We start from the raw sequence: 22,167 nt of genomic DNA, 5'->3' as shown, positions 1-22,167 counted from the left end.
GGTCGTGAATTAACGACCTTCGACCACCAACCATTTTGTGGTTTTCACTATGATCCTGGTCAGGATATAAAAAGCGGCTCCTAGTCCGAATGTCCAGATCTGAGGCTCCGTAATCACTGTCCAAGGCTCTCTCCAATCCCCGAAAGAATTTTTGAAAGTAGCCGCGTAATCGAATAATACGAAAATTACTAGGATCCCGAACAAGCTCGGATATTCTCTTTTTAGGATATTTTTAAAAGAAAAACTTAACTTAGGTTTTACATAACCTGAAAATTTCGGAATGAATGCCGGGATATTATTCGCCCAATCCAGGTAATCTTTTCCGAATTTTTCTCTTAAGAATTTTTCCTCCGTGAACATTATTCTTTCGTAATAAAATCCGAAAAATAATGCGAACACTAAGGTTAAAGGAAGATCTCTAAAATATAGAACTGGTCCTAAATACATTAAGAAATTTCCAAGATACAATGGATGGCGAACTAAGGAATAGATCCCTTCCTGATTTACCACATCCGCTACTTGTTCTTTTGTATTTCTTCCGGAAGTGCGGGCAGGGGCATATCCGATCACAAAACAACGAACGAATAGACCGATCAAACTTATGAACAAACAAGCTGCCGCGTAGTATAGATTAATCTCGTAGGAATCTTGTAAAAATTCGTAATGGGATAAGGAATAGATACAAAGAAGAAGAATAAAACCTGGGATGTAGGATCTCCAGCGGAATAGGAAATTCCCTTGTTGATCCAATTCTTCGATTAATGCCATACGAATTCCTTATGGGTTTAAATAGTATTAAGGAAAGAAACTTTTATCCCTAGGAGGTGTCAACCAATGATTCCTAAAGCTTTTGCCTGGAGCTTTCAGGGAGAAAGAGGGCTTTTGGCGAATTCGGCTAGATCTTTTTGTAGTATCCTTTCTATATTCCAGGGATCCAAGACCAATTTATAACTTAATCCTTCTCTTTGGAAAACATAGCTGCCTAGTTTTGTCATCCCGATCGGAGAAACCACATATTTATCAGAAACTGTTCTGATCTCTATTTTAAAGTTTTGGTTTTTCGGTATTGAAAGGATCGGTTCAGAGTTATGTAATAAGACCTCGTCTGCGCTTAACTTTTTGATCTGGTCCAAATATAATTCCACTTCTTCAGAAGAGGTCGGGATTTGTTGTCCAGAGACTTGTAATATCCAGGATCCTCCTTCTTCAATTAAGGAAAAATTTCCGGTGTTAGAAAACGGAAAAATAACAATTTGAACAACTTTCTCCCTTTCCGGAAAAGCAGGAACAAGAGATCGACTCAGGAAAAAATCCAATTTACCGTTACCAGTCGCTAATTTTAGATTTTCTTTAACTAACCAGATCTGGTTTTTTTCATCCATGATATAAGTTCCGGATCCTTTTCTGACAGGAGCTCCGATCAATATTTTTCCTATGGATTTTCCGGAAACGTCCTTTAATTCCAAGATAGGTTCATCCCCGCCTAGTCCGAATTCCTCTTTGGAAATAGGATCGGATTCAGTAAGTTGAGTGAATTTTCGTAAATGTAAACAGGCCTGGATCAGCTCTTCTATCCTTGCAGGATCTCCAGGAAGATTGGATTGATCGGAGGACTGAACAGTCCAACCGTCTAAATGCCGATTTAGGATACTTTGTTGTCCCTTTCGGCCGGTGATAATCGTTTGTATTTCTTCCGATTTGATCTTAAAGAAGGCTTCCGAGTTCTGATAATTTCTTTTGAACCAATCCCCCGGATCATAAAGAAGGAAAAGTAAGATCCCTAAAATCATATTCGTAAAAAATAAAGTTAGAGCCGGATTTTCGGCTGCCTTTTCTTTTAAGGTTTGGATGGAATTACGAAGTGTCATACTTACGAATTCCTCTTTTTCAGTCTTCGGAACGCGTAAATTCCTACTAGAAGAGGAATTAGAAATAAATGAAATAAGCTAATTGCTGTTTCTATATAGAAGGGAAGAGATTTCATTTTCAGGACCGCTGATCCTTTGGAACGAACCTCTAATAGATCCGTTTCTCCTCTAAGTATATCGATCGCATTTAATAAAAACGGAATATTTGCATTTTTTAGGATCTCCGAAAATTCAGGAAATGCCAAAAGGTCCGAGACTATATATGGAGAACCTAACACTAAAAATTTCGTTTTTTTACCCGGCTTAGTCTCCAAAAGAAAATCAGGATCTTGAGTTTTTACTTCGGAGAAATAAGAAGTAAATTTACCTTCTGCATATACTCCTAGATGAAAAGGTCCACCGTTTGCATGGATCGGGACAGAGAGTATTTGTTTTTCTCCTAAAGATACAGGTTCGGTTCTTGATTCCGCTTCTGGTCCGCTTCGGATGAGAGAAGTAAAACTAGCGTTTTTTTGTTTTTCCGGGAGAAATAGAATACTAGAAGACCAAGGTAAGACCAAACTTTCCTGATTTTTAGTAAACGGACTTTCAGGATCCAAGGTTGTGATCTTTTGTTCCGAAACGATCCAAGGGGGGTAGGGATATTTTCCTAAAACCCCAGGTTCAATTTCTATTACAGAACCCATCGGGAGAGAATAATCCGGGTCAAAAACGATATCAGAATTAATTCGTATTCCATAATGTTCTAAAATACGGACCATTTCCTCAGAATCCGGGTTTTTTTGAGCAAGCCCTGCACCCAGATCGTTTGGCATAATACCGAAACTTCCTCTTTCGGTATTTGTTTTGAATTCCATCGTTTTTGCTAGAAGAATGAGACTTCCACCATTCATCAAAAACTGATCCAATCTTTTTACTGCAGAGGTAGAAAGAGGGGAAGCTCCGATCCAAATAATTATTTCAGTCCCGGGAGGAATTGGATCTCTTTCTAAATCCAATTCTAAAATTGGGCCGTATTCTCCCCTTAAGATCCTTCTTGCAAAAATTTCCACACGATCTTTAGGAGAACCTTGCTCTTGGAAGTTTAAATTCGCTTCCGATTTCAGAAGAACAATACCTGAGTCCTGGTCTTGTTTTTCCATCTTACGGATAGAACTTAGGATCTGGTATTCCAAATCTTCCGTAAAGAATGCTAGAGAGAGTACTTCCGTTTTATGACCTAAGGTTAAAACGATTCCCATAAATGCTTGTTTGACGGAAGCAGAATCCCTGGAAGTTTTTTGTAGGATTTGAGGTTCTATTCCCATCTCCAATGCTTTTCTGGAATCTTCCTCAGAGGAAGATGGATCGTAAAATCTAAGATGTACATTTTCTTTTCCGATCTTAGAGATCTCTTTCAAAAGCTCTTTAGTAAGTTCCAGTCTAGTTTTATATTCTCCCGGAATTTCGGAAGAATAGAATGCGTCTATAAAAAGAGGCTCATTCAGTTCTTTTAATACATTTTTTGTGCTGTTTGTGATCTGGAACCTTCCTGATCTGGAAAGATCCAATTTACATGGAGCATAAGAAAAAAGCCCATTCAACAGGATGAACAGCAGGATCCCATTCGCAAAACCGAACCAGGGAGATTTAGAAATATCTAATAAAGGTCGGAACAATTCCTTCATGGATGATTTCTCCTTAGGAAAAACACGTTCGCCCAAAGATTTCCTAAGATAAAACTAAAGAAATAGAACAGATCGGATAGATCCAGGATCCCAAGTCTGAAAGATTCAAAATGAGACGATATCGCGAATAGATAGGCGAATGTGGAAAGTCCACCTTCTAAAAACTTCAGGACAGGTTGTGTTCCTAAAAAGAAAAGTAAAAGAGAAATGAGTAAGGTAAGTATATAGGAGTTGATCTGGTCTTTTCCGAAACTGGAAAGAAAGATCCCTAAACTAATATAGGCTCCTCCTAATAGAAAACATCCTAGATATCCGGCAAATACGATCCCTAGATCCAAATCTCCTAACGCCCAAATGAAGAATGGAATACTCAGGCTAAAGCAGATCACTAGTCCCAAAAATGCCCAAGCGGCTAAAAATTTTCCGGCTACGATCTCCCATTTGGAGATTGGGAGAGTGAATAAAACTTCTATACTTCCTGAACGTTTTTCTTCTGACCAAAGTCGCATTGTGATCGCAGGAATAAAAACTACGAATAACAAAGGAGTCCATACGAAGTATTCTTCCATTCCTGCAATCTTACGGTCCCAGAAAGAACCTTCCCCTAAACCGTAAAAGAATAAGAATGAAGAAAGAAACAGATAGAGGATGGAAAAAACATAGCCGATCGGAGTATTAAAATAGGTACCCCATTCTTTTTTAAAAACTGCGATGAGCCCCGGTTTTGTGAGAAAAAATTTCATTCGGATACAAGAGCCTGAAAGACGGATTCTAAGGACTTTTTCGAAATTTTATATTCTAAAATGGGAAAGGAAGAAGTTCGAACGATCTCGAAAATTTCCTCAGGCTTTAAATTAGAAGATGCCAATTGGAATTCTGTAAATTCTCCCTTTGGATGAGTGGAGAGTATTTTGAGATCCTTGTTTTGGAAAATTTTTTCCAGTTCTGCAGTATCCGTTTTTGCAGTAAGGATAACCGAATCCGATTTTTTGAATTCTGAAACCGGAAGATCCGCTATTAAATTTCCTTTATGTAAGATCAATGCGTGGTCGCAAGTCTCTTCCACTTCGGAAAGAATATGAGTGGATAATAATACGATCTTATTCTTTCCTAAATTTCGTAAGATCTCTCTAAAATGAGAAATTTGGATCGGATCCAGACCTGAACTGGGTTCATCTAATACGATCCAATCCGGATCATGTAAAAGAGCGGAAGCAAGAGATAATCTTTGCCTTGTTCCTTTAGATAAGATCCCGGATAGAGAAAATATTTGGGAAGATAGATCACATAATTCTAATACTTCTTTTTTTCTTTTATGGAGTTGTTTTGGTTCCATTCCCCTTGCTTGTCCTATAAAATCCAGATACTCGTTTACAGTCATATCCGGATAAATAGGAGAGGATTCAGGTAGATAACCCAATTTACTTTTTACGAATTCCGGATTGGATCCCAAGGAAACTCCGTCGTAAATTACGGAACCCTGATCGGGTTGAATAAACCCTGTTAAAATTTTGAGAGTAGTAGTTTTACCAGCACCGTTTGGCCCGAGTAAACCAGTGATCCTATTTTTTGGAATGGTGAATTGTAGATTGGAAATTGCAGGTTTTTCGGAATAAGATTTGGAAAGATCCGTTACCTGCAGGGAAGCCACAAAAGTTATTCTTTCGTGGCTGAAACCCTATGCAACATTTTTTCCCGAAAGAATTAAGCTCTGATCCTGAGCATCGCATCCACTTTGAATTTTTTCAGAACATCCATAAGAGCAGGTTGTAAGTTCACGACCTCTAATTTGATCCCGAAATGATCCAATAAATTCCTAAGTGTAAGCAATTTGGCCACGCCGCTTGAAGTGATTTTTTTAGTGGGGGTCATATCTAGGGTTAAATTTTGAATATGTGCCCTAGATGCTTGTTCCGAAATCTCATCAAAGACTTTTTCGTATCCGTCCAGAAGTTGATTTTCGAAACGAACGATTCCGTGTTTATTTTGTATCGTTAATTTGGCCATATAACCAGCTTGTTTAGTGATATAGACTCCAAAAATCGGACCTTCCCAACAATAAAACTATTTAAGAAACTTTCTTACTCTTCCGGGAAGGAGCGCTATTTTTTCCGGCATATAAAATTCCAATAATTTGCCTTTGGTCGGACTTCCCAAGAATCATAATCGGATCCGATCCCTAAAATTTCCATCTTTGAGTTTTCTAAAAGTCGCTTCCATGTCTCTAATGGATACGCCTTATGAAAATGTTCTTCTACTCCTGAAAAATCCGGCCCATTAAATTCCAAACTGGTCTTTAGGATCGCATTTTTCGGATCAAATTCGTTCCGCCAGAGGAGTTTTGTTTTCCCGTGGTTCTCTTTTATAGTCTTGTTTTGGAAATTTTTTTTAAAATTTTCCAAGGTGCTTACATCGAAAAAAAAGACCCCTGGGCTCTCCAAAACCTCGGATACTTGGGAAAAGATCCGGAAAAGCTCTTCTTCATTTAGAAAGTAATTCAGGGTATCATGGACGGAGAATACCAGGTCAAATTTTGCGGGGAAGGGAGGGAAACTGGTCAATTCAGCTAAATGCCGAGTTCCTCTAATTTGCTGAGAATCGGCGATTTGAAGCATTTCAGAAGAATTATCGATCCCCAAAAGATCTGTTTTGTCAGGTAGGAATTTCCATATTTTGCAGGTCCCGCAGCCTAGGTCCAAGGCTCTTTTCGGGATGTTTTTTTCGGTCCCAATCCGATATGCTTCTAAAATCATCTCGGCCCAATCCAAATAAGGGGCCTGTTTCATGACCTTGTCGTAAATGCCCGCAAACGCCGTATAAGGCCTTTTTTTGGGGATTGGAGAAATAATTCTTGATTTATTCTCCTGGTCTCGAGTATTTCTATCCATTTGATGCGACATAATTCTCTGAAGGGGTTTCTTCACAGAATCTTCGTGAAACTCTAAGTATGGGCCTAGAACTCCTTTTACCCTTTTTAGCCAGTGTAGGCATTACTATCCTCCTTCGCAGGATGGACAAGTCGAATTATAAGCTCAGCCAAATCAAAAGATATACTGGCAAACTCCAAGAAGAGTTACAAGAGATCGCATTAGAAAAGATCCAATCCGTAAAGGATTCGGGGATCGAACTGGAGATCAGTTTAAAGCAAACTCGTAAACTTGCGGAAGAAGTTCGTGGCTTAAACGATGAATCCAGACAACTATTGGAAACGATCCGTTCCAATAGGGATTTTTTAAACGCAGTCACAATCGATCTAAAAGAAGTGGTTCATCTTTCCTCCGATATTCGCCAGGAGTCCCAGTCCATCCAAGAAGGACTCCAGAGATTGGAGCTTGGAAAAAAAGAAGTGCATGGGATCGGAAATCGGATCCAAGAGCTTCGTTCCGATACCGAAGTTCTACTAGAAGCATTCCAAGAGAAATTAAACTTTAGATCGGACGATATCCTTCAATCTCTCGCTTCTAAGATCATTGAACTCGAAGGATTATTAGAAATAAAATCGGATCGTATCGAAACCGGTTTGGAAGAATTGGGTGAAGCGTATCGCCAAAAATTAGATAACCAAACCAGATCTCTTTATCATGAAACTGTAGGAAAAGTGGATTCTGCCAGAGAAGAAGTTCAGTCCCTTCTCGAATCCGTAAAGGTCAAAGAAGAAGATCTAGATGCAAGAACAGACAGAATGCAAACGGCATTCTTATCCGTTTCCGAAAAACTAGATCGTCTAGAAACCAGAGTAGATGAGAAGGCAGAACTCGCAGATCGTAAATTAGAGGAAACCTTCCTAAGAAACGAAGCTTCTCTCAGACAGAAATACGATCAAGTATTGGAACAAGTAGTTCATTCCAAAGAAGCATTCTTAAACGGGGTTCGTATCGAGATCGAGGCGATCCGAAAAGAGATCGATGGTATGAGTCTCGAAACTCTAACTAGAAGAGACGAAATTTTAAACGAGACTAGACGCCAGGCGGAAGGGATCAACGACTCCATCAATATCTTCCAAGAAAAATATCTGGAAGCGGAGAACAAACTTCTCAAGCAGGCGGATTCCAGAAAAGCGGATCTGATGCGCCAGATCGATTCTTTCGAGGACGAATTCAATCGTATCTCCAGTTCTCTTCGGATAGAAGCGGAAGATCTTAGAAAAGAGATCCTTTCCGGTCTGAAAGAATTCCATTCTGCTCTCGAAACTTCTCGAGTAGAAGAAGAAAGAAAATCCAAAATTAAATTAGATCAGATCAGGGAATCCCTGGTAGAAGAATTACGTATTTCTCAACTTTCTCAGTCTGAAAAATTTAAAGCAGACTGGGAAGAAGTAAAAGAGAACGCAAAAAACAATAGTCTTCAGATCGCGAATCGAATGAAAGAGATCGATTCTTATATTAAAGATCTGAAAACTTCCTTAGAAGAAGAAGTTGGTGCTTTACACGCTTCTCATTCGGAACGTTTCCGAGAAGAATGGGATTCTATTAAAGAAAACGTAAAGGTCTTCGACGTGCAGGTATCTAACCGCATGAAGGAAATGGACGTTTACGTAAAAGATATCAGAGATGCACTGGAAGGGACGGCCGCGGATATTCTGGGAGAAGCGGAATCCAAAGTAGGAGAGATCAATCTCTCTATCGAGGACGAATTCCGCAAAATGGACAGGAGATTCGAACATTTCTCCCGTTCTTGGGAAGAAGAAGTCCAATCCCAGAAAAATCATACCATGGATGCGATCCGCGGTTTGGAAGAAAGACTGGGACAGATCCACTTTAAGGGTGCGGAGTATTTGGAAGAATTCTCCAAAACCTATGCGGAACAAAAAGATAAGATCGAAGAATTTGTATCTAAGTATAAGGCGAATTTCCGCTCGGAAGGGGAAGAGGTTCGTAACGATCTTCTGACCCGTTTTAAAGATCTGAAAGTAGAAGCTCAAGGTACACTTGAGAATGTAAAAGTAGAATATTCTGCCGCTGGTGAAAGATTCGAAAATCTTCTTCGCAAAAACGAGAAACTTTTAGAAATGCAGGCGGAGAAGATCCGCACTTCTACCGAATCCCAGTTAGAGAAAGCTGGAGAACAGGCTCGCAATGTACTGGATAAATTAAAAGAATCCGGTCAGGAATTCTTCGAAAGACAGGAAGAAAAGATCGATCGTTTGAACGATACGATAGACGCAAAGATCAACAGGCAATTATCCGCTCTATTAGACAAAGGGCAGATCCAACTCAGCCAATTGGAAGAAAGGATCGCAAAACATTTGGCGGATGTAAAACGCCATTTAGAAGAAGCTTTGGATTCAGGCCGCAAAGAAAGCGAAGGCCAGATGAAGGAATTCCAAAATCAGGTCAGATATCTTCTAAAAGAAACGGAAGAATCTTCTGAAGAATTCCTGAAAACCGGAAGGGAAGAATTCCAAAAAGCTCAGAAGGAATACAGGATCTTACAAGTAGATCTTCGTAAAGACTTGGAAGAGATCAAGGATGCAAAACGTTCCTTATTCTCCGAGTTGGAAGAAGAGGCGGAAGTCCTTCGTTCTTCTGTGGATGAGATCTCAGAAAGGATCTTGGACGCAGAGAAACGTTCCGCTCTATTCTTAGAAGTAAAAGAGATCATAGAACGTTCCGAAGAATTCGTTTCCCAAATGAAAGAAGGTTTGGAAGACGCAAACCAAACCGAAAAAACCTACGAAGACTTGGATCTAAACTTAGTGCGTTTGAAAAAGATCCAGGAAGATCTCGAGTCCCGCATTTCCCAAGTGGAAGAAAGGGGAGAAGAAATTCTCTCAATCGAAGGCAAGGCAGAGGTCTTGAAAGTAGAATTCGAGAAGATCATGGAAGAATCTTCTCATTGGAACGATACTCATCGTAAACTAGTCGAAGCGGGAGAAAGGGCCTTCGAAATGGAGTCCCGTTTCTTGGATCTGGAAGATAGGCTAGGCAGAGTTGTCGCTGTTAGAGAAGAAATCAAACAGCTAGACCAAGAAAGCCAAGATCATAAAGAAAGTTCTTTTAAAGTGGCTCAGAAGATCAGAGAGATGGAGAAAGAGATCTCCGTCCTCGAAGCAAGAGAAAGAGAAGTCGCAGAAACATTAAAGAAAACGGATGATAGATTAGAATCTTTAGCGGGACGCAAAGAGGAGATCTTATCGGTGGAAGCCAAGTTCGATAAGATAGAAGATCTTATGTCCGAGCTAGGAGAGCGTCATAAACAGATCAGCACTCTTCAACAGAGGTTGGATGATATGAAAGAGGGAGCTCTTTCTGTGAAAGATGATCTGGAAGGTCTATTATCTGAGGCAGAGGATACGTTTGAAAAGTTATCCACCTTCATGGATGTAGTACAGACCAATATTTCTAAAACCGGTGGGGGAAAATCCGGTAAACAACAAGAAAAGGATCCCCTAGTCGCTAGAAAGAAAGCGACAGTCTTGAATTTATTTCATAATTTTCATTGGCAACCAGAGACGATCGCTGAAAAATTAGGGCTCGAAACTTCGTTAGTCCAAACGATCATTCAGAACGAGACGGTGAAAAAGGGATGATTTTTTTCTTGACCCGAATGTTTTCTCCCAATATGTCTCGTTCCCACTTGTATTATACGACATGCAAAAAATTTCATGGGAGAAACACCTTTCGTTTTTAATAAAAAACTGAAATTATAAAGAGCCTTTCCGAAAATGATTCCTTTTTTCGAGGCGTTTGAAAACGTATCTTTAGTCAAATTTGATACGTTCCGCAAACTCTCGGAATGGAAAAAAGGAGAAGCTCCCAAAGCTCGTTCGTATGGTACAAAAAAAGAAAACTACTGTTAAGAGGAAGAATTCCATGGCTCAAAGCGCTGAAAAGGATACCCTCATCGTCGCAAGCAAGGTAAAAGCTTATATCAAATCAAAAGGCTTTATGACTTCCGGAGACGCGGTCGACGGCTTAAATGAGAAGTTGTACGGACTGATCGACGATGCTTTGAAACGTACCGAGGCGAATAAACGCACTACGGTTAGACCTACCGACTTCTAATCCATTCTTGATTTACATCAAGAACAAGACTGAAATCGAGAAAATGAGGGCGGCGGGCAAATTAGCCGCCGCGCTTCTGGACTATATATCCGGGTACATCCAACCCGGTATTAGTACTCTTGCGATCAATGATCTTTGTGAAGAATTCACAAAGAAGAATGGAGGCAAGTCTGCTCCTCTTGGTTATAAAGGATTTCCTAAATCAGTTTGTACTTCTATCAATGAAGTAGTCTGTCATGGGATCCCGAAAGCCGTAGATGTTCTCAAAGATGGGGATATCGTAAACGTGGATGTGACTCCGATCGTAGATGGTTATCACGGAGATAGCTCTCGCACTTTTATCGTAGGCGGTAAAACTTCTCCCGAAGTGGAACGTCTAGTACAAGATGCGGAACGTGCGATGTGGGTAGGGATCGAACAGGTAAAACCTGGTAATCGTGTGAGCGATATCGCAAATGCGATCGATGATTATCTTACTCCAAAAGGATATGGCATTGTTCGTGATCTAATGGGCCACGGTATCGGAAGAGGTTTTCATGAAGAGCCTCAAATCCCTCATTATCGTTCCGGCCGTAAACTCTCCAAATTAGAGCCTGGTATGACTTTCACAATCGAACCGATGGTGAATCTGGGAACTTGGGAAGTGATCTTTTCCAAGAAGGATGGATGGACCGTCACTACTAGAGACGGAAAATGGTCCGCTCAGTTCGAACATACCATTCTGGTCACAGAAAAAGGCTATGAAATTTTAACCCAAGCATAGTAATCTGTTGTGCATGGATTTCGTTTGGAAATATATTTCTTTACTCGGTAAAGATTGCGCCTTCTTCGTTTTAGGCTTCTTAATCTTTTATATCGGAAAAAAACTAAAGGACTGGACGGAGCCTCGCAAATTGGACGAGGAACTGGTAAAGTCGGATAATAGCGCTCTCGCATTAAGTTTATCCGGTTATTATATCGGGGTCATTGTACTTTTTATTACCATCGTTTCGAACCCCAGCGAAAAAGGGGATTTTTTAGGAGATCTATTTCAGGTCTCTTCATTTGCGATCTTAGGAGTGGTCCTACTTCTTCTTTCCCAAAAGATCAATGACGGTCTGATCTTAGGTGGAATAGACGCGATCGAAGAAATATACGAAAAAAGAAATCTTGCAGTTGCTTCCGTTCTTTTCGGAGGAACGATCGCAAGTTCCTTCTTCATTGCAGCTGCTTTGAACGGAGATATAGGGGAGAAAGTTTTTCCCCAAGGACTTGGACTCGCTGTTTCTCCCTTAGTCGAAAAAACACTAATCGGCTCGATCGTATCCGTGATCTTTTTTTCAGTAGGTCAGATCGGGATGATCTTATTTTCAGTATATTATAAAGTTTGGATCCCTTATAAACTCAAATTGGAATTGGAAGAAAAACAGAACTTGGCTGCAGGCACTGCGTTTGCAGGAGCATTACTCGCGATCGGTATTTTGTTAACCCGCGCATTATTTAGGGAATTCGAGAATTTATACCAAACAGGGATCCTTCTTCTTTTAGATTTAGGTCTCGCTTTTTTCATTATTCCGGTCCTACATTTTTTTGCGGATTGGGTCGTGTTACCAGGTTCTACTTTGAAGGAAGAAATAGAAAGGGATCAAAATTTCGGGGCAGGGCTTTTAGAAGCCGTAGTGCTTGTTTCCTTTTCCGCGATTATCTTTTTTGCAGTTTAGATCCTAGAATAGATCGTGGGAAGAGTATAATTTCCATTCTAAATGATATACTTTTTTGATCCCGAAATCGCAAGCTGCTTGTAGGATCATTTTTTCGTCGGATTCTTGGGAAAGGATTGGATATGCATCTGTAAGATCGGATACAATTTCCGCGAATAAGTGTTTATGAGTGGGTAAAAAGGGAGAAAGCCCTCTTTCTGAAAATCCTCTCAACGCACCTAAAATTCCAGCGAGTAAGATCTTACCCAAAGGTCTTTCTCTTTCTTTAGGAAGATCTAAACCTGCTTCTTTGGCTGCTGCTAAAAGTTCTTGGAGAGGAATTCCGCCGGAAAGGGATTGTAAAGACGTTTCTTCTCCTTCTTGCATATAGAAAGAATAAGATATGGTTCTCGAAAGTAAAGAACTTCTGAATGAATTAAAAGCGATTGCCTCCGAGAATGGATTCCAACTTTTTGGGGTCGCAGATGCGCAAATCCCCGATCCAGATAAGGAAAATATTCTTCATTGGGTGGAAGAAGGCAGGCATGGGAATATGAATTGGTATCCCAGGAACATGAACCTTCGTTTGGAGTTGGAAGGCCTTGGATTCAAACCTCAATCCGTCATCGCGTTAGGCGCCTTATATAATGATCCGGAATACGAAAATTTAGATCTTACGTATCGTTTTTCTAGATATGCTATGGGAGAAGATTATCATTCGGTTCTGCGCAAAAAAGCATCCGCTCTAATGGAATTTCTACAAAACTCTTTCCCGAACCAAAAATTTAGACAAGGAGTGGATTCACTTCCTGTTCCTGAAAAAATTTTAGCTCGAGAAGCAGGGATCGGCTGGATCGGAAAAAATACGAATCTAATTCACGAGGAATACGGCTCCTTCTTCTTCATTAGTTTGATCTTTACCGATCTTCCATTAAGATCCGCTTCGTTAATTGCAAAAGATAGATGTGGGACTTGTACTGCTTGTATAGATTCTTGCCCGACTGCTGCTCTTTCTCCTTATAAAATCGATGCAAGAAAATGTATTTCTTATAAAACGATAGAAGATCGTTCAGAGTCCGTTGAAAATTTGCATGGTTGGATCTATGGCTGTGATATCTGCCAGGAAGTTTGCCCTTGGAATCAAGTCAAAGCCAGGAAAAAAGGTTGGAAGACTGAGATCCAAGAATTTAAGATCCGAGATCTTTTTAAACAACAAGGATCTTTAGAAAAACTAGAAGAAAATGAATTTCGAGAGAGGTTCGAGGATTCTGCCGTTAATAGGGTTTCTTATAAACAATTTAGAAGAAACCTAGAAACGAATAGAAGAGAAAAATAAGGTCTCTTCTATTCACTCTTTGTTTCGATAGAAAATTATTTTTTCGGAATATGTTTAGATAAGAAGTTCTTATTCGCCTTGTTCCACTGCTCGATCAATGTTCCTCTTTGTTTATCTAGAGTTTGGTTGATATTATTATATGTAGCTACTAAAGCGTTCACTTCTCCTAATAATTTATTGTAAGAGTCTACATCTTCTTGTGTGCGGTCTTTTGGGTCTTTCTCATTGAATTTCTTTTTATAAGTCTCGAATTGAGCTTTTTTGAGATAGAAGTCTACCAAGGTAGGGATTTGGTCTTTTGCTTCCGCCTTGTAAAAATTTAGATTATTTTTACAGGACTGGATCAAAGATGGATCACCATCATAAGCTACGACCTTATCCAATAACTTAAGTCCTTCTTCCGCATATTTTAAAAGTGTTTCTCTATTTTGTTCGATCGCTTTAACGTCTTGGTCTTTGAGAGCTTGCATTAGATAATATTCTTGTTTATAAGGTTTAAAATCGATCAAATAGATCTCGTCCTTATAATCCATTACTTCCCCTGATTTTTTCAGGAGTAGGCTCATTCTATCCTTACTTTCGTAAAGAGTGATATCGTTATCTTTTGCGAATTCTTTCTGTTCTTTGTTGAATTTGTCCGCGGACTCGCGTAACTTCTCGCTTGCTTTTTTCTCCGCAAGCATATAGGTTTCCATCGCGTCGTAGGATTGTTCTGCCGCTTCTTTTAAGTCTACTATCTTGCCGTAGTCTTCTCTTAGAACAGTGTAATATACATTTAAATATTTGATGACTGCATCTTTAAGATCCGAGTTGCCGTCGTAGTTTGTGGCTTGGTTTGCATTCAGAAGCGCTTTTTCTACGGAAGTGATAATCGCGCCTCTTTTTGTTTCCGTTTCGCGTTTGTTATTGCTATGAGCTAGAGCTTGGATATAAGAAAGGCGATCCGCCGATATTTTGTCTAATGGATCAGTGAGCTCATTTAGATATTTTAATGCTTCCGCAGGACTTTTGGCCGATAGATTTGCAGCGAAGGAAAAAACCAGTGAGGTTACTAGGATTTTCCACGCCATTCCTTTATGTTTCATGCTATTTCCTTTATTCTAATATATGAAATTGTTGAATATCTAGTAATTAGATCTTCCGTTTTCCGATTTATCCTAAATGAGGGATATCGGAAGAATTGGCAAGACCTGAGAATCGATCTTACTTAAGCTATGTGCATAACTTACCAGATAGTCGATGATCTGTTCTGTTTATAGAGCTGCAAATCTTTTTAAAATAGTTTTTGTCGGAAGACCAACAGAATTTGATCTTCCAATCGCTTCTTTTGTATGTCGCGTGCAGTAAGCATAGTTTATTCTTTTTGGAAAGATAGCCGAACAAATTTGGAGGACAATAATTTATCTACCAAGAATAGAAATCCTGCGATGAGTAGAAATAGAACAAAGATCCCGGCTATATTAATGGAGACACCTGAATAACCGAGACGGGGAACGTCCAGAATATTGTAAGGATACCACTCCATGATCGCTCCTCTGATTAGAGTAAACGCAGCGTAAGCGATCGGAAGGATTGCCGCTAAAAAGATCCGTTTCGTTTTAACTGATCCGAAAGGACCAAAGATAACCCAAAGTAATATTCCGAAGATCGGATTTAAGATATGCTCGATATCACTTGTGAATGCTGCAAGTTCACCGCCGCTCGGAGCATTTTGTAGAACGAAATTAAAAACAATTCCGGTGATCGTAATATCTATGAGTCCAATGATACGCCATACATGAAAGGAAGTTGATGTTCTATCGGGTTGTAATGCGAGTAGAAGACTTGTTACTCCCAAGATCGTATTGGATTGGGTCGTGAAAAAGGCAAATTGGTTGAAAAAACTATCGAACCCGGGACCGAATGTCCTCGTAAAACCTGCGTTTGGTGGAAGTTTAGAAGTATGATGATAAGCCCACCATAACTCTAATAGAACTCCTAAAAAACAGGTAATCGCATTTAAAGCGAAGAGATACCGAGCCAAAGTGACACTAGGTTTGGAAGATTCAGTTTTATTCATAAGATCCGAGTCAACGGATTCTTATTAGTTTTATGGATTCGTCAATAGTATTTTTTCCCTCACGTTAGAAGCGTCTCTAACAGGAGAATCTCCGAAAAATCTGGAATATTCTCTATTGAATTGAGAAACACTTTCGTAGCCAACTTCATAGGCGGCGCGTGATGCGGAATAAGCGCTATATACCAAAAGTTTTCTAGCTTCTAATAGTCTGAGTTGTTTTTGGAATTGGACAGGGCTTAATCCAGTGATCTGTTTGAATTGCCGGTGGAAAGTTGTTACAGCCAATCTAGATTTTGCAGCGAGTCGTTTGATTTCCATGGATGCAGTATAATTTTCGCGGATCCATTGGATTGCAGGATATACACTCGGCCCTTTTCCTTGTGCTTGGCAGAGTTGTTTTAAACGCCAACCTTGGGGGCCGAGTAGTGTCCTAAATAAGATCTCCCTTCTATAGACCGGAGCGAGTGCAGGGATATGTTTCGGCGTTTTTAGAAGGTTTAACATTCTGAGCCAAGGTTCTAAATATTCGCTATCTGCATCACAAGCGCAGAATTCGTCATAATGATTTTCATCCGAAAGATCTTTTGAAAGATCATTTAACAAATCAGCAATCGAATCTTGGTCCAGTTGGAGGCCTATGGAAATATATGGACCTTCTTTACCCTGTTGCACCTTACCGGTAGCGGGCACATCTGCAGAAATTACGAAATAAGAAGGAGCGGGTAAATGAATGGTTTGTTCACCTATTGAGATTGTCTTACTTCCTTGCACGACTAAGCCGATCATAGGCTCGTAAATCGCTGCGAGCTGGTGTTCGGACACTTCTCCTTTGATGATCAATATTCCGGGAAGCTCCGTTTTAGTAGGTTCTGTCGTCGCTTTGGTAGTTAATTCGGCGATCTCTTTTAGGATACCTTTCATTCTTTTATAATAGTAAAATAGATCCTTATTTTCAAAAGCGAAAAATTTCCCCAGGTAGGATTAGGCAATGAACCGGTAGTATCCGATCTTTACGATTTTCATAAAATCATCTACGATCTTTTCTATTGGAGAATTTTATGAAACTAGCAATTGTCACAGGTGCAAGTAACGGAATTGGAAAAAGTACCGCATTGGAACTTAGCAGAAGAGGGATTGGAGTCATTATTACCTATCATTCTGATAAAAAAGGCGCGGAAGAAGTAGTAAAGGAAATCGAAAAAAGTGGAGGTAAGGCAATTTGCCTTAAGTTAGATCTGAGCCAAAAAGATTCCTTCGAAAGCTTTGCAGAACTTGCGAAAAAGAATCTTGGAGAGATCTGGCAGAGAAAAACATTCGATTACTTGGTGAATAACGGAGGGATCGGCGGCGGTATGCCTTTTGCGGAGATGACGGAAGAATATTTCGATCAGATCCTAAATACGAATTTTAAGGGACCATTCTTCTTAACCCAATATCTTGTTCGATTTTTAGAAGATAACGGAAGAATCGTGAATACATCCAGTTCTTCCAGTCATGGATCTTTTGTAGGATATTCAGCATACGGTGCCTCAAAGGCAGCTTTATCTTCATGGACAAAGTATCTGGCAAAAGAACTTTCTCCAAGAAAGATCCGAGTAAATGCAGTGTCACCGGGGCCTGTTCATACGAATTTAGGAGGTGGAGCATTTGATAAACATCCAGAATTTATCCAACCGCTTGCAGACCAAACCGCATTAGGAAGGATCGGAAATCCGGATGATATTGCTAAGGTGATCGTGAACTTACTTTCAGATGAACTTTCTTGGGTCACCGCTCAGGACATTGAAGTCTCCGGAGGTTTTTTACTTTAGAAAAGAGTTTCGCAAAACATTTCCACGCGGAGCCGTCGAGTTTGGATTCATTTGTATTCGAATTTCTCTGCGACTCTGCGTGAGAATATAGAAAAACTACCAATCAAAGTAGATTTAGAAAGACTCATTATAAACCCTCAGTGCCCTTTGTGCGAAACCTGTAGGAACTCCTACAAAAACTCCTTTTCGTAGAGAACGCCTGGGGTTTCGATTGTCAGATACATGTCCGCAGGTCTGAGATCAAAAGATCCAATTTTGGATCCCTACAGATTCGATCCTAAAACCAATACCAAACTCAGAAATTGGTTTTTAAAAGAAAAAAGAGACCTACCTTTTAGGAAAAATCGAACTCCTTATTCTACCTGGGTAAGTGAGATCATGCTCCAACAGACTAGGGTAGCCGCTATGCTTCCTTTGTACGAAAAATTTATGCAAAGGTTTCCAACTCCGGAGGAACTTGCAAATGCTGAAGAAGAGGAAGTTCTTAGGTATTGGCAAGGCCTTGGATATTATTCAAGAGCGAAAAATCTCCATCTAGGTGTGAAAAAATTAGTCCATGAATTTGGAGGAAAATTTCCCAAAACTTTGGAAGAAGTTTTGTCTCTGCCCGGGGTTGGACCTTATACAGCACGGGCGATCTTATCCATTTCATATAATCTACCTTTTGCTGTTTTGGACGGGAATGCGAAACGAGTCCTTTCTCGTTTAGTATTATTTCAGGAATCAGGATCAAAAGCGGATCCTAAACTACAAAAGATTGCTGATTCATTTTTAAATACTGAATTTCCTGGAGATCATAATGAAGCAGTGATGGAGCTTGGAGCTAGGGTCTGTATTCCGAAACCTTTATGCAACGAATGTCCATTACAAATCGATTGTGAAGCGAATAAAGCCGGACTGCAAGAGAGTATTCCTCCCATCGAAAAAAAGAAGAAAGAAATTCCTTTAAATATCAGATTTTATCTTTTACATACTGAAAACGGATTTTTACTTCTTCGTTATCCTGAGAGAAGATTTTTTAAAACGATCTATTCACTTCCTTTTGGATTTGAAGGGAAAAATCCTTATGAGTCTGATCCGGTCCTGGATTGGGATCTAAAAGCGAATGATCTATGAATCAAATTCAAACATACGATCACACATCATAAGATCCAGGGGTTTGTCTCTGAACTAGATCTAGATAAAAAGACGGAAAAAAAACTGATCGAGAATTTCCGTAAAATAAGACCTTCTATAGAAATGAGATATTGTAATTGGAAAAATTTGGAAACGGAGTTTCCTTCTTCCATTGCTAAAAAGATCAAGCAGACTCTGGCGAAAAAAGAATCAGTGCTGCCTGGTTTGGAACTAAAACCAGAGAACAAAAAGAGGAAATAATCCATGAGTATTCGGTCCACTTCAGAATTTGTAAAGGAACTCGCTCGTAAAGGACAACTTCTGGAGATCAAAGAAGAGGTGGATCCTATCTTAGAGATCGCCGAGATCCAAAGAAGAGTTGTTGGAAAAAGAGGACCGGCTATTCTATTCTCCAATGTAAAAGGCTCTAAGTTCTCAGTTGCGACGAATTTATACGGTTCTGAAAACAGGATCAAGATCGCTTTTGGGGAAGATCCGGTAAAGTTTATTCAAAAAATCGCATATACTGCAAAACATCTAATGCCGCCTACACCCAAAAAAGTTTGGGAAGCTAGATCTCTTGCTTGGACTGCTTTGAAAGTTGGTTTAAGAAAAGTAAGTAAGGCACCGGTATTGGAACAAGAATTGAATAGCCTCGACGAACTGCCCGCTTTAAAATCTTGGCCGAAAGACGCGGGCAAATTTATCACTCTTCCTCTTGTGTATACGGAAAGTCCTAAAACAGGAAAAGGAAATCTAGGAATGTATCGGATCCAATTCCATGAGCCTAGACTGACCGGTATGCATATCCAGATCCATAGAGGAGGAGGATTTCATTATTCGGAAGCTGAAAGCGAAGGAAATTCTCTTCCTGCTCATATCTATGTAGGTGGTCCTCCCGCACTTACAATTTCTGCGGTAGCTCCTTTACCGGAAGAGATCAGTGAATTTCTTCTCGCCTCATTACTATTAGGCGAAAGATTAAAAGTTTTAAAGAATAAGAAGATCAGTTCTTTACCATTGGTTGCGGACGCCGATTTTGCTCTTATCGGAAAAATTCCTCCTAGGATCCGAAGACCCGAAGGACCGTTCGGAGATCATTACGGATATTACGCACTAAAACATGATTATCCAGTTTTCGAAGTCGATCATATTTATGCACGTAAGGATGCAATCTGGCCTGCGACTGTTGTAGGACGTCCTCCACAAGAAGACCATTGGATCGCAGAATATCTACAACATCTACTTTCACCTATGTTCCCGATCGTAATGCCTCAGGTAAAAGGAGTTTGGGCCTATGAAGAATCGGGAGTCCATTCTCTTGCGGCTGCCATCGTAAAAGAAAGATACAAGAAAGAAGCATTTATGGGAGCACTCCGAATTTTAGGAGAAGGGCAATTATCTCTTACAAAGTTTTTGATCGTGACGGACCAAGATGTGCCCTTAATGGATTTTAGAACCACATTCATCGCAGCTCTAGAAAGATTTCAACCTAGGACCGACTTACATATCTTCTCGAATATTTCTCAGGATACTTTGGATTATACAGGTCCGAAAGTAAATGAAGGAAGTAAGGCTGTTCTTCTAGGGGTTGGTCCTAAAACTCAAAAATTAAAACCTAAGATCACATCCAATCTCAAAAATACTAGATTTAAAGATCCGAAAGTTTATTGCCCAGGAGTTTTAGTCATCTCCGGTCCCAAGTATAAACATAAAGACGGTATCTTGGCGCTTCTTAAAAAAGAAACGATCACTCAAGGATTTTTATTCGTGTTCCTTGTGGATAATTCTGAGGAATCTACAAAGTCGGATCATGATTTCATTTGGAACGTATTCACTCGTTTCGAACCGGCTGCTGATATTTATGGAGATTCCGAACTAGTCAGAAATCATATCTCTTTCACTGGGCCGATCCTTGTAGATGCAAGAATGAAAACCTGGTATCCTTCGGTATTAGAAGAAGATCCTAAAATCACCAAACAGGTTGAGAATAGATTTGGTAGACTTTTGGATTCCCTCTGAACCAATGGAAGAATGGGAATGAAACGAGTCATCGTTACCGGTGGAGCCGGATTGATCGGAAGTAATATTGTAAGACTACTAAACGAGCAGGGTATTGGCGATATACTGGTTGTGGATCATTTAGGCACTTCTTCCAAATGGAAGAACCTAAGAGGACTAGAATATACCGATTACTTGGAAAAAGAGGACTTTTTAGATAAAGTACAAAACTCTAATATACTCAAAGATTATTCCCATATTTTCCATATGGGTGCCTGTTCTTCCACGACTGAAACGGACGCTTCTTACTTAATCCGAAATAATTTCGAATATACTAAGATCCTCGCAGAAGAATCACTTCGAAATAAGATCAATTTCTTATACGCTTCCTCCGCAGCAACTTATGGGGACGGAAAGTTCGGTTATGACGACAAGGCTCCTATCCATTCTCTCAAACCATTGAATATGTACGGATATTCTAAACATATGTTCGATCTATATGCGATCCGAAAGGGTTTTGCGGATAAGATCACTGGAGTAAAATACTTCAATATTTTCGGTTTTGGAGAAGGTCATAAAGGAGACATGAGATCCGTAGTTTTAAAAGGTTACGATCAGATCCTTTCTGAAGGCAAATTGAGACTATTTAAGTCCTATCGCCCTGATTATAAAGACGGGGAGCAGAAAAGGGATTTTCTATATGTTAAGGATGCTGCAAAGATAAGTCTGCATCTATTAGAAAATCGTAAATTTGGTCTTTACAATGTAGGAAGAGGGGAGGCCGAAACCTGGAAATCACTCGCTTCTGCTCTATTCAAAGCTCTCGGAAAACCCGAAAACATCGAATATATGGAAATGCCGGAAAGCCTAAAGGCGAAGTATCAATACTATACAAAGGCTGAAACCCAGAAATTGATCTCTAACGGTTATAAAGAAGGATTTACTAACTTAGAAACTGCGATCGCAGATTACGTGGATCTTTTGAGAAAGGACGAAGAGTAAAAGGGGCTCGATAGAACCCCCCTCAGTTCACTGATTACTTAGAAAAGATCTGAAGTAAAGATTTTGCGAATGCTTTGAACTTCGCATCTTTAATAGAATAAAAAACCTGATTGGAAACTTTTTTGCTGCCTAGGTATCCGGCTTCTTTCATTTTGCTAAGGTGTTGAGACGCTGCTGATTGGCTAATGCCTAATGCGTCCACAAGCTCACCTACGCTGTGTTCTTTTTTAGAAAGGTGAAGAAGAATTTTTAATCTATCAGGATGCGCTACCGCTTTCAAACCACGGATAGTAGAATCCAGATGAGTTTTTTTAATGTCTAACTTTTGGGCTGCCATAATCTGCCTTCTGTTGTATTTGAATCCATTCTACTACATCCTTTGAAATTTACAAGGATTTCCGAAAACTATCCTCATTTTTTGTAAAATTATAAATCGTGTAAATTATGATATAATTATGAAAATAAAATGGAAAATAATTTATTACCAATTGTAGGTATAACTACCTCATTAACTTAACGATATTGAATATTAGTAATTTGAATCCTTCGAATATTAGATTCATATCACGTTAGAAAGATCCCAAAAATCCAATATTCTAATTTATAAATAAACTAATTCCGTAC

At 39.6% G+C, this 22,167-nt stretch carries 20 protein-coding genes and 2 pseudogenes; 10 read left to right on the top strand and 12 right to left on the bottom strand.

Going from position 1 to position 22,167, the window contains the following annotated elements; all coding sequences use genetic code 11:
* Positions 1-9: 9 nt before the first annotated feature.
* The 7 genes from lmtA to EHQ64_RS18360 form a co-directional block, all read right to left on the bottom strand.
* Entirely contained in the window at positions 10-768 is a 759-nt protein-coding gene (lmtA, locus tag EHQ64_RS18390; RefSeq protein WP_135651267.1) for a lipid A Kdo2 1-phosphate O-methyltransferase, read from the bottom strand.
* Between the two features lie 95 nt (positions 769-863).
* Positions 864-1,868, bottom strand: coding sequence for a DUF4340 domain-containing protein (locus EHQ64_RS18385; RefSeq protein ID WP_135651266.1), 1,005 nt, complete (start codon positions 1,866-1,868; stop codon positions 864-866).
* Between the two features lie 2 nt (positions 1,869-1,870).
* A complete protein-coding gene (locus EHQ64_RS18380) occupies positions 1,871-3,535 on the bottom strand; it encodes a GldG family protein (protein ID WP_135651265.1) in 1,665 nt (554 codons plus the stop codon).
* Positions 3,532-4,278, bottom strand: a complete 747-nt coding sequence (locus tag EHQ64_RS18375; RefSeq protein WP_135651264.1) for an ABC transporter permease subunit — start codon at positions 4,276-4,278, stop codon at positions 3,532-3,534. The genes EHQ64_RS18380 and EHQ64_RS18375 overlap by 4 nt, the downstream gene beginning before the upstream one ends.
* Complete coding sequence (locus EHQ64_RS18370; RefSeq protein WP_135651263.1) at positions 4,275-5,186, bottom strand: ABC transporter ATP-binding protein; 912 nt, start codon at positions 5,184-5,186, stop codon at positions 4,275-4,277. Before EHQ64_RS18370 ends, EHQ64_RS18375 begins: the two co-directional genes overlap by 4 nt.
* 53 nt (positions 5,187-5,239) lie before the next feature.
* Positions 5,240-5,542: an STAS domain-containing protein gene (locus EHQ64_RS18365; protein ID WP_135651262.1), complete on the bottom strand. Its 303-nt coding sequence runs from the start codon at positions 5,540-5,542 to the stop codon at positions 5,240-5,242.
* Positions 5,543-5,637: 95 nt separating this feature from the next.
* Positions 5,638-6,423, bottom strand: a complete 786-nt coding sequence (locus EHQ64_RS18360) for a class I SAM-dependent DNA methyltransferase (protein WP_135651261.1) — start codon at positions 6,421-6,423, stop codon at positions 5,638-5,640.
* 59 nt (positions 6,424-6,482) lie between these two features.
* On the opposite strand from EHQ64_RS18360, the pseudogene EHQ64_RS20555 reads away from it, so the two are divergent.
* From EHQ64_RS20555 to EHQ64_RS18340, 5 genes and pseudogenes are all read left to right on the top strand, one after another.
* Positions 6,483-7,730, top strand: a pseudogene (locus tag EHQ64_RS20555) (SpiroCoCo family coiled-coil protein); the annotation flags it as partial.
* A 165-nt stretch (positions 7,731-7,895) separates the two neighbouring features.
* On the top strand, positions 7,896-10,064 hold the full coding sequence (locus tag EHQ64_RS20550; RefSeq protein ID WP_425460446.1) for a SpiroCoCo family coiled-coil protein: 2,169 nt from the start codon (positions 7,896-7,898) through the stop codon (positions 10,062-10,064).
* 241 nt (positions 10,065-10,305) lie between these two features.
* Positions 10,306-10,539, top strand: coding sequence for a hypothetical protein (locus EHQ64_RS18350; RefSeq protein WP_010515511.1), 234 nt, complete (start codon positions 10,306-10,308; stop codon positions 10,537-10,539).
* 7 nt (positions 10,540-10,546) lie between these two features.
* Complete coding sequence (map, locus tag EHQ64_RS18345; RefSeq protein ID WP_135651259.1) at positions 10,547-11,302, top strand: type I methionyl aminopeptidase; 756 nt, start codon at positions 10,547-10,549, stop codon at positions 11,300-11,302.
* Between the two features lie 13 nt (positions 11,303-11,315).
* Entirely contained in the window at positions 11,316-12,239 is a 924-nt protein-coding gene (locus EHQ64_RS18340) for a DUF350 domain-containing protein (RefSeq protein ID WP_135651258.1), read from the top strand.
* A 3-nt stretch (positions 12,240-12,242) separates the two neighbouring features.
* On the opposite strand, the gene EHQ64_RS18335 is transcribed toward EHQ64_RS18340, so the two are convergent.
* The gene (locus EHQ64_RS18335; protein WP_135651257.1) at positions 12,243-12,605 is read right to left on the bottom strand and encodes an LIC_11502 family protein; all 363 of its coding nucleotides are present in this window, start codon (positions 12,603-12,605) and stop codon (positions 12,243-12,245) included.
* Between the two features lie 16 nt (positions 12,606-12,621).
* On the opposite strand from EHQ64_RS18335, the gene queG reads away from it, so the two are divergent.
* Positions 12,622-13,554 carry a tRNA epoxyqueuosine(34) reductase QueG gene (gene queG, locus EHQ64_RS18330; protein ID WP_135651256.1) on the top strand — a complete coding sequence of 311 codons (933 nt, stop codon included), beginning with the start codon at positions 12,622-12,624 and terminating at the stop codon, positions 13,552-13,554.
* 35 nt (positions 13,555-13,589) lie between these two features.
* Here queG and EHQ64_RS18325 read toward each other — a convergent pair whose 3' ends face one another.
* The 3 genes from EHQ64_RS18325 to EHQ64_RS18315 all read right to left on the bottom strand — a co-directional run bounded on the left by EHQ64_RS18325 (position 13,590) and on the right by EHQ64_RS18315 (position 16,534).
* On the bottom strand, positions 13,590-14,639 hold the full coding sequence (locus EHQ64_RS18325) for an LIC11966 family surface protein (RefSeq protein ID WP_135651255.1): 1,050 nt from the start codon (positions 14,637-14,639) through the stop codon (positions 13,590-13,592).
* A 269-nt stretch (positions 14,640-14,908) separates the two neighbouring features.
* Entirely contained in the window at positions 14,909-15,613 is a 705-nt protein-coding gene (locus EHQ64_RS18320) for a Pr6Pr family membrane protein (RefSeq protein WP_135651254.1), read from the bottom strand.
* Positions 15,614-15,643: 30 nt separating this feature from the next.
* Positions 15,644-16,534, bottom strand: a complete 891-nt coding sequence (locus EHQ64_RS18315; protein ID WP_135651253.1) for an AraC family transcriptional regulator — start codon at positions 16,532-16,534, stop codon at positions 15,644-15,646.
* 137 nt (positions 16,535-16,671) lie between these two features.
* Here EHQ64_RS18315 and EHQ64_RS18310 point away from each other — a divergent pair, with 137 nt between their 5' ends.
* The 4 genes and pseudogenes from EHQ64_RS18310 to rfaD all read left to right on the top strand — a co-directional run bounded on the left by EHQ64_RS18310 (position 16,672) and on the right by rfaD (position 21,543).
* Positions 16,672-17,424, top strand: a complete 753-nt coding sequence (locus EHQ64_RS18310) for an SDR family NAD(P)-dependent oxidoreductase (RefSeq protein WP_135651252.1) — start codon at positions 16,672-16,674, stop codon at positions 17,422-17,424.
* Between the two features lie 222 nt (positions 17,425-17,646).
* Positions 17,647-18,801: pseudogene (locus EHQ64_RS18305) on the top strand (A/G-specific adenine glycosylase).
* Between the two features lie 3 nt (positions 18,802-18,804).
* The gene (locus EHQ64_RS18300; protein WP_135651251.1) at positions 18,805-20,562 is read left to right on the top strand and encodes a UbiD family decarboxylase; all 1,758 of its coding nucleotides are present in this window, start codon (positions 18,805-18,807) and stop codon (positions 20,560-20,562) included.
* Positions 20,563-20,574: 12 nt separating this feature from the next.
* Entirely contained in the window at positions 20,575-21,543 is a 969-nt protein-coding gene (rfaD, locus tag EHQ64_RS18295) for an ADP-glyceromanno-heptose 6-epimerase (RefSeq protein ID WP_167882430.1), read from the top strand.
* Positions 21,544-21,577: 34 nt separating this feature from the next.
* Here the strand turns inward: rfaD and EHQ64_RS18290 are convergent, their stop codons facing one another.
* Complete coding sequence (locus EHQ64_RS18290) at positions 21,578-21,880, bottom strand: ArsR/SmtB family transcription factor (protein WP_100769362.1); 303 nt, start codon at positions 21,878-21,880, stop codon at positions 21,578-21,580.
* Between the last annotated feature and the right edge of the window lie 287 nt (positions 21,881-22,167).

The organism is Leptospira sarikeiensis, assembly GCF_004769615.1.
GTDB lineage: Bacteria > Spirochaetota > Leptospiria > Leptospirales > Leptospiraceae > Leptospira_B > Leptospira_B sarikeiensis.
This window is presented reverse-complemented; position numbering and strand designations above follow the sequence as displayed.

Excerpts from the sequence above, each read along its gene's own strand:
- lmtA (WP_135651267.1), bottom strand. The coding sequence starts at position 768 with ATGGCATTAATCGAAGAATTGGATCAACAAGGGAATTTCCTATTCCGC.
- EHQ64_RS18385 (WP_135651266.1), bottom strand. The coding sequence starts at position 1,868 with ATGACACTTCGTAATTCCATCCAAACCTTAAAAGAAAAGGCAGCCGAA.
- EHQ64_RS18380 (WP_135651265.1), bottom strand. The coding sequence starts at position 3,535 with ATGAAGGAATTGTTCCGACCTTTATTAGATATTTCTAAATCTCCCTGG.
- EHQ64_RS18375 (WP_135651264.1), bottom strand. The coding sequence starts at position 4,278 with ATGAAATTTTTTCTCACAAAACCGGGGCTCATCGCAGTTTTTAAAAAA.
- EHQ64_RS18365 (WP_135651262.1), bottom strand. The coding sequence starts at position 5,542 with ATGGCCAAATTAACGATACAAAATAAACACGGAATCGTTCGTTTCGAA.
- EHQ64_RS18360 (WP_135651261.1), bottom strand. The coding sequence starts at position 6,423 with ATGGATAGAAATACTCGAGACCAGGAGAATAAATCAAGAATTATTTCT.
- EHQ64_RS20550 (WP_425460446.1), top strand. The coding sequence starts at position 7,896 with ATGAAAGAGATCGATTCTTATATTAAAGATCTGAAAACTTCCTTAGAA.
- EHQ64_RS18350 (WP_010515511.1), top strand. The coding sequence starts at position 10,306 with ATGGTACAAAAAAAGAAAACTACTGTTAAGAGGAAGAATTCCATGGCT.
- EHQ64_RS18340 (WP_135651258.1), top strand. The coding sequence starts at position 11,316 with ATGGATTTCGTTTGGAAATATATTTCTTTACTCGGTAAAGATTGCGCC.
- EHQ64_RS18335 (WP_135651257.1), bottom strand. The coding sequence starts at position 12,605 with ATGCAAGAAGGAGAAGAAACGTCTTTACAATCCCTTTCCGGCGGAATT.
- queG (WP_135651256.1), top strand. The coding sequence starts at position 12,622 with ATGGTTCTCGAAAGTAAAGAACTTCTGAATGAATTAAAAGCGATTGCC.
- EHQ64_RS18325 (WP_135651255.1), bottom strand. The coding sequence starts at position 14,639 with ATGAAACATAAAGGAATGGCGTGGAAAATCCTAGTAACCTCACTGGTT.
- EHQ64_RS18320 (WP_135651254.1), bottom strand. The coding sequence starts at position 15,613 with ATGAATAAAACTGAATCTTCCAAACCTAGTGTCACTTTGGCTCGGTAT.
- EHQ64_RS18315 (WP_135651253.1), bottom strand. The coding sequence starts at position 16,534 with ATGAAAGGTATCCTAAAAGAGATCGCCGAATTAACTACCAAAGCGACG.
- EHQ64_RS18310 (WP_135651252.1), top strand. The coding sequence starts at position 16,672 with ATGAAACTAGCAATTGTCACAGGTGCAAGTAACGGAATTGGAAAAAGT.
- EHQ64_RS18300 (WP_135651251.1), top strand. The coding sequence starts at position 18,805 with ATGAGTATTCGGTCCACTTCAGAATTTGTAAAGGAACTCGCTCGTAAA.
- rfaD (WP_167882430.1), top strand. The coding sequence starts at position 20,575 with ATGGGAATGAAACGAGTCATCGTTACCGGTGGAGCCGGATTGATCGGA.
- EHQ64_RS18290 (WP_100769362.1), bottom strand. The coding sequence starts at position 21,880 with ATGGCAGCCCAAAAGTTAGACATTAAAAAAACTCATCTGGATTCTACT.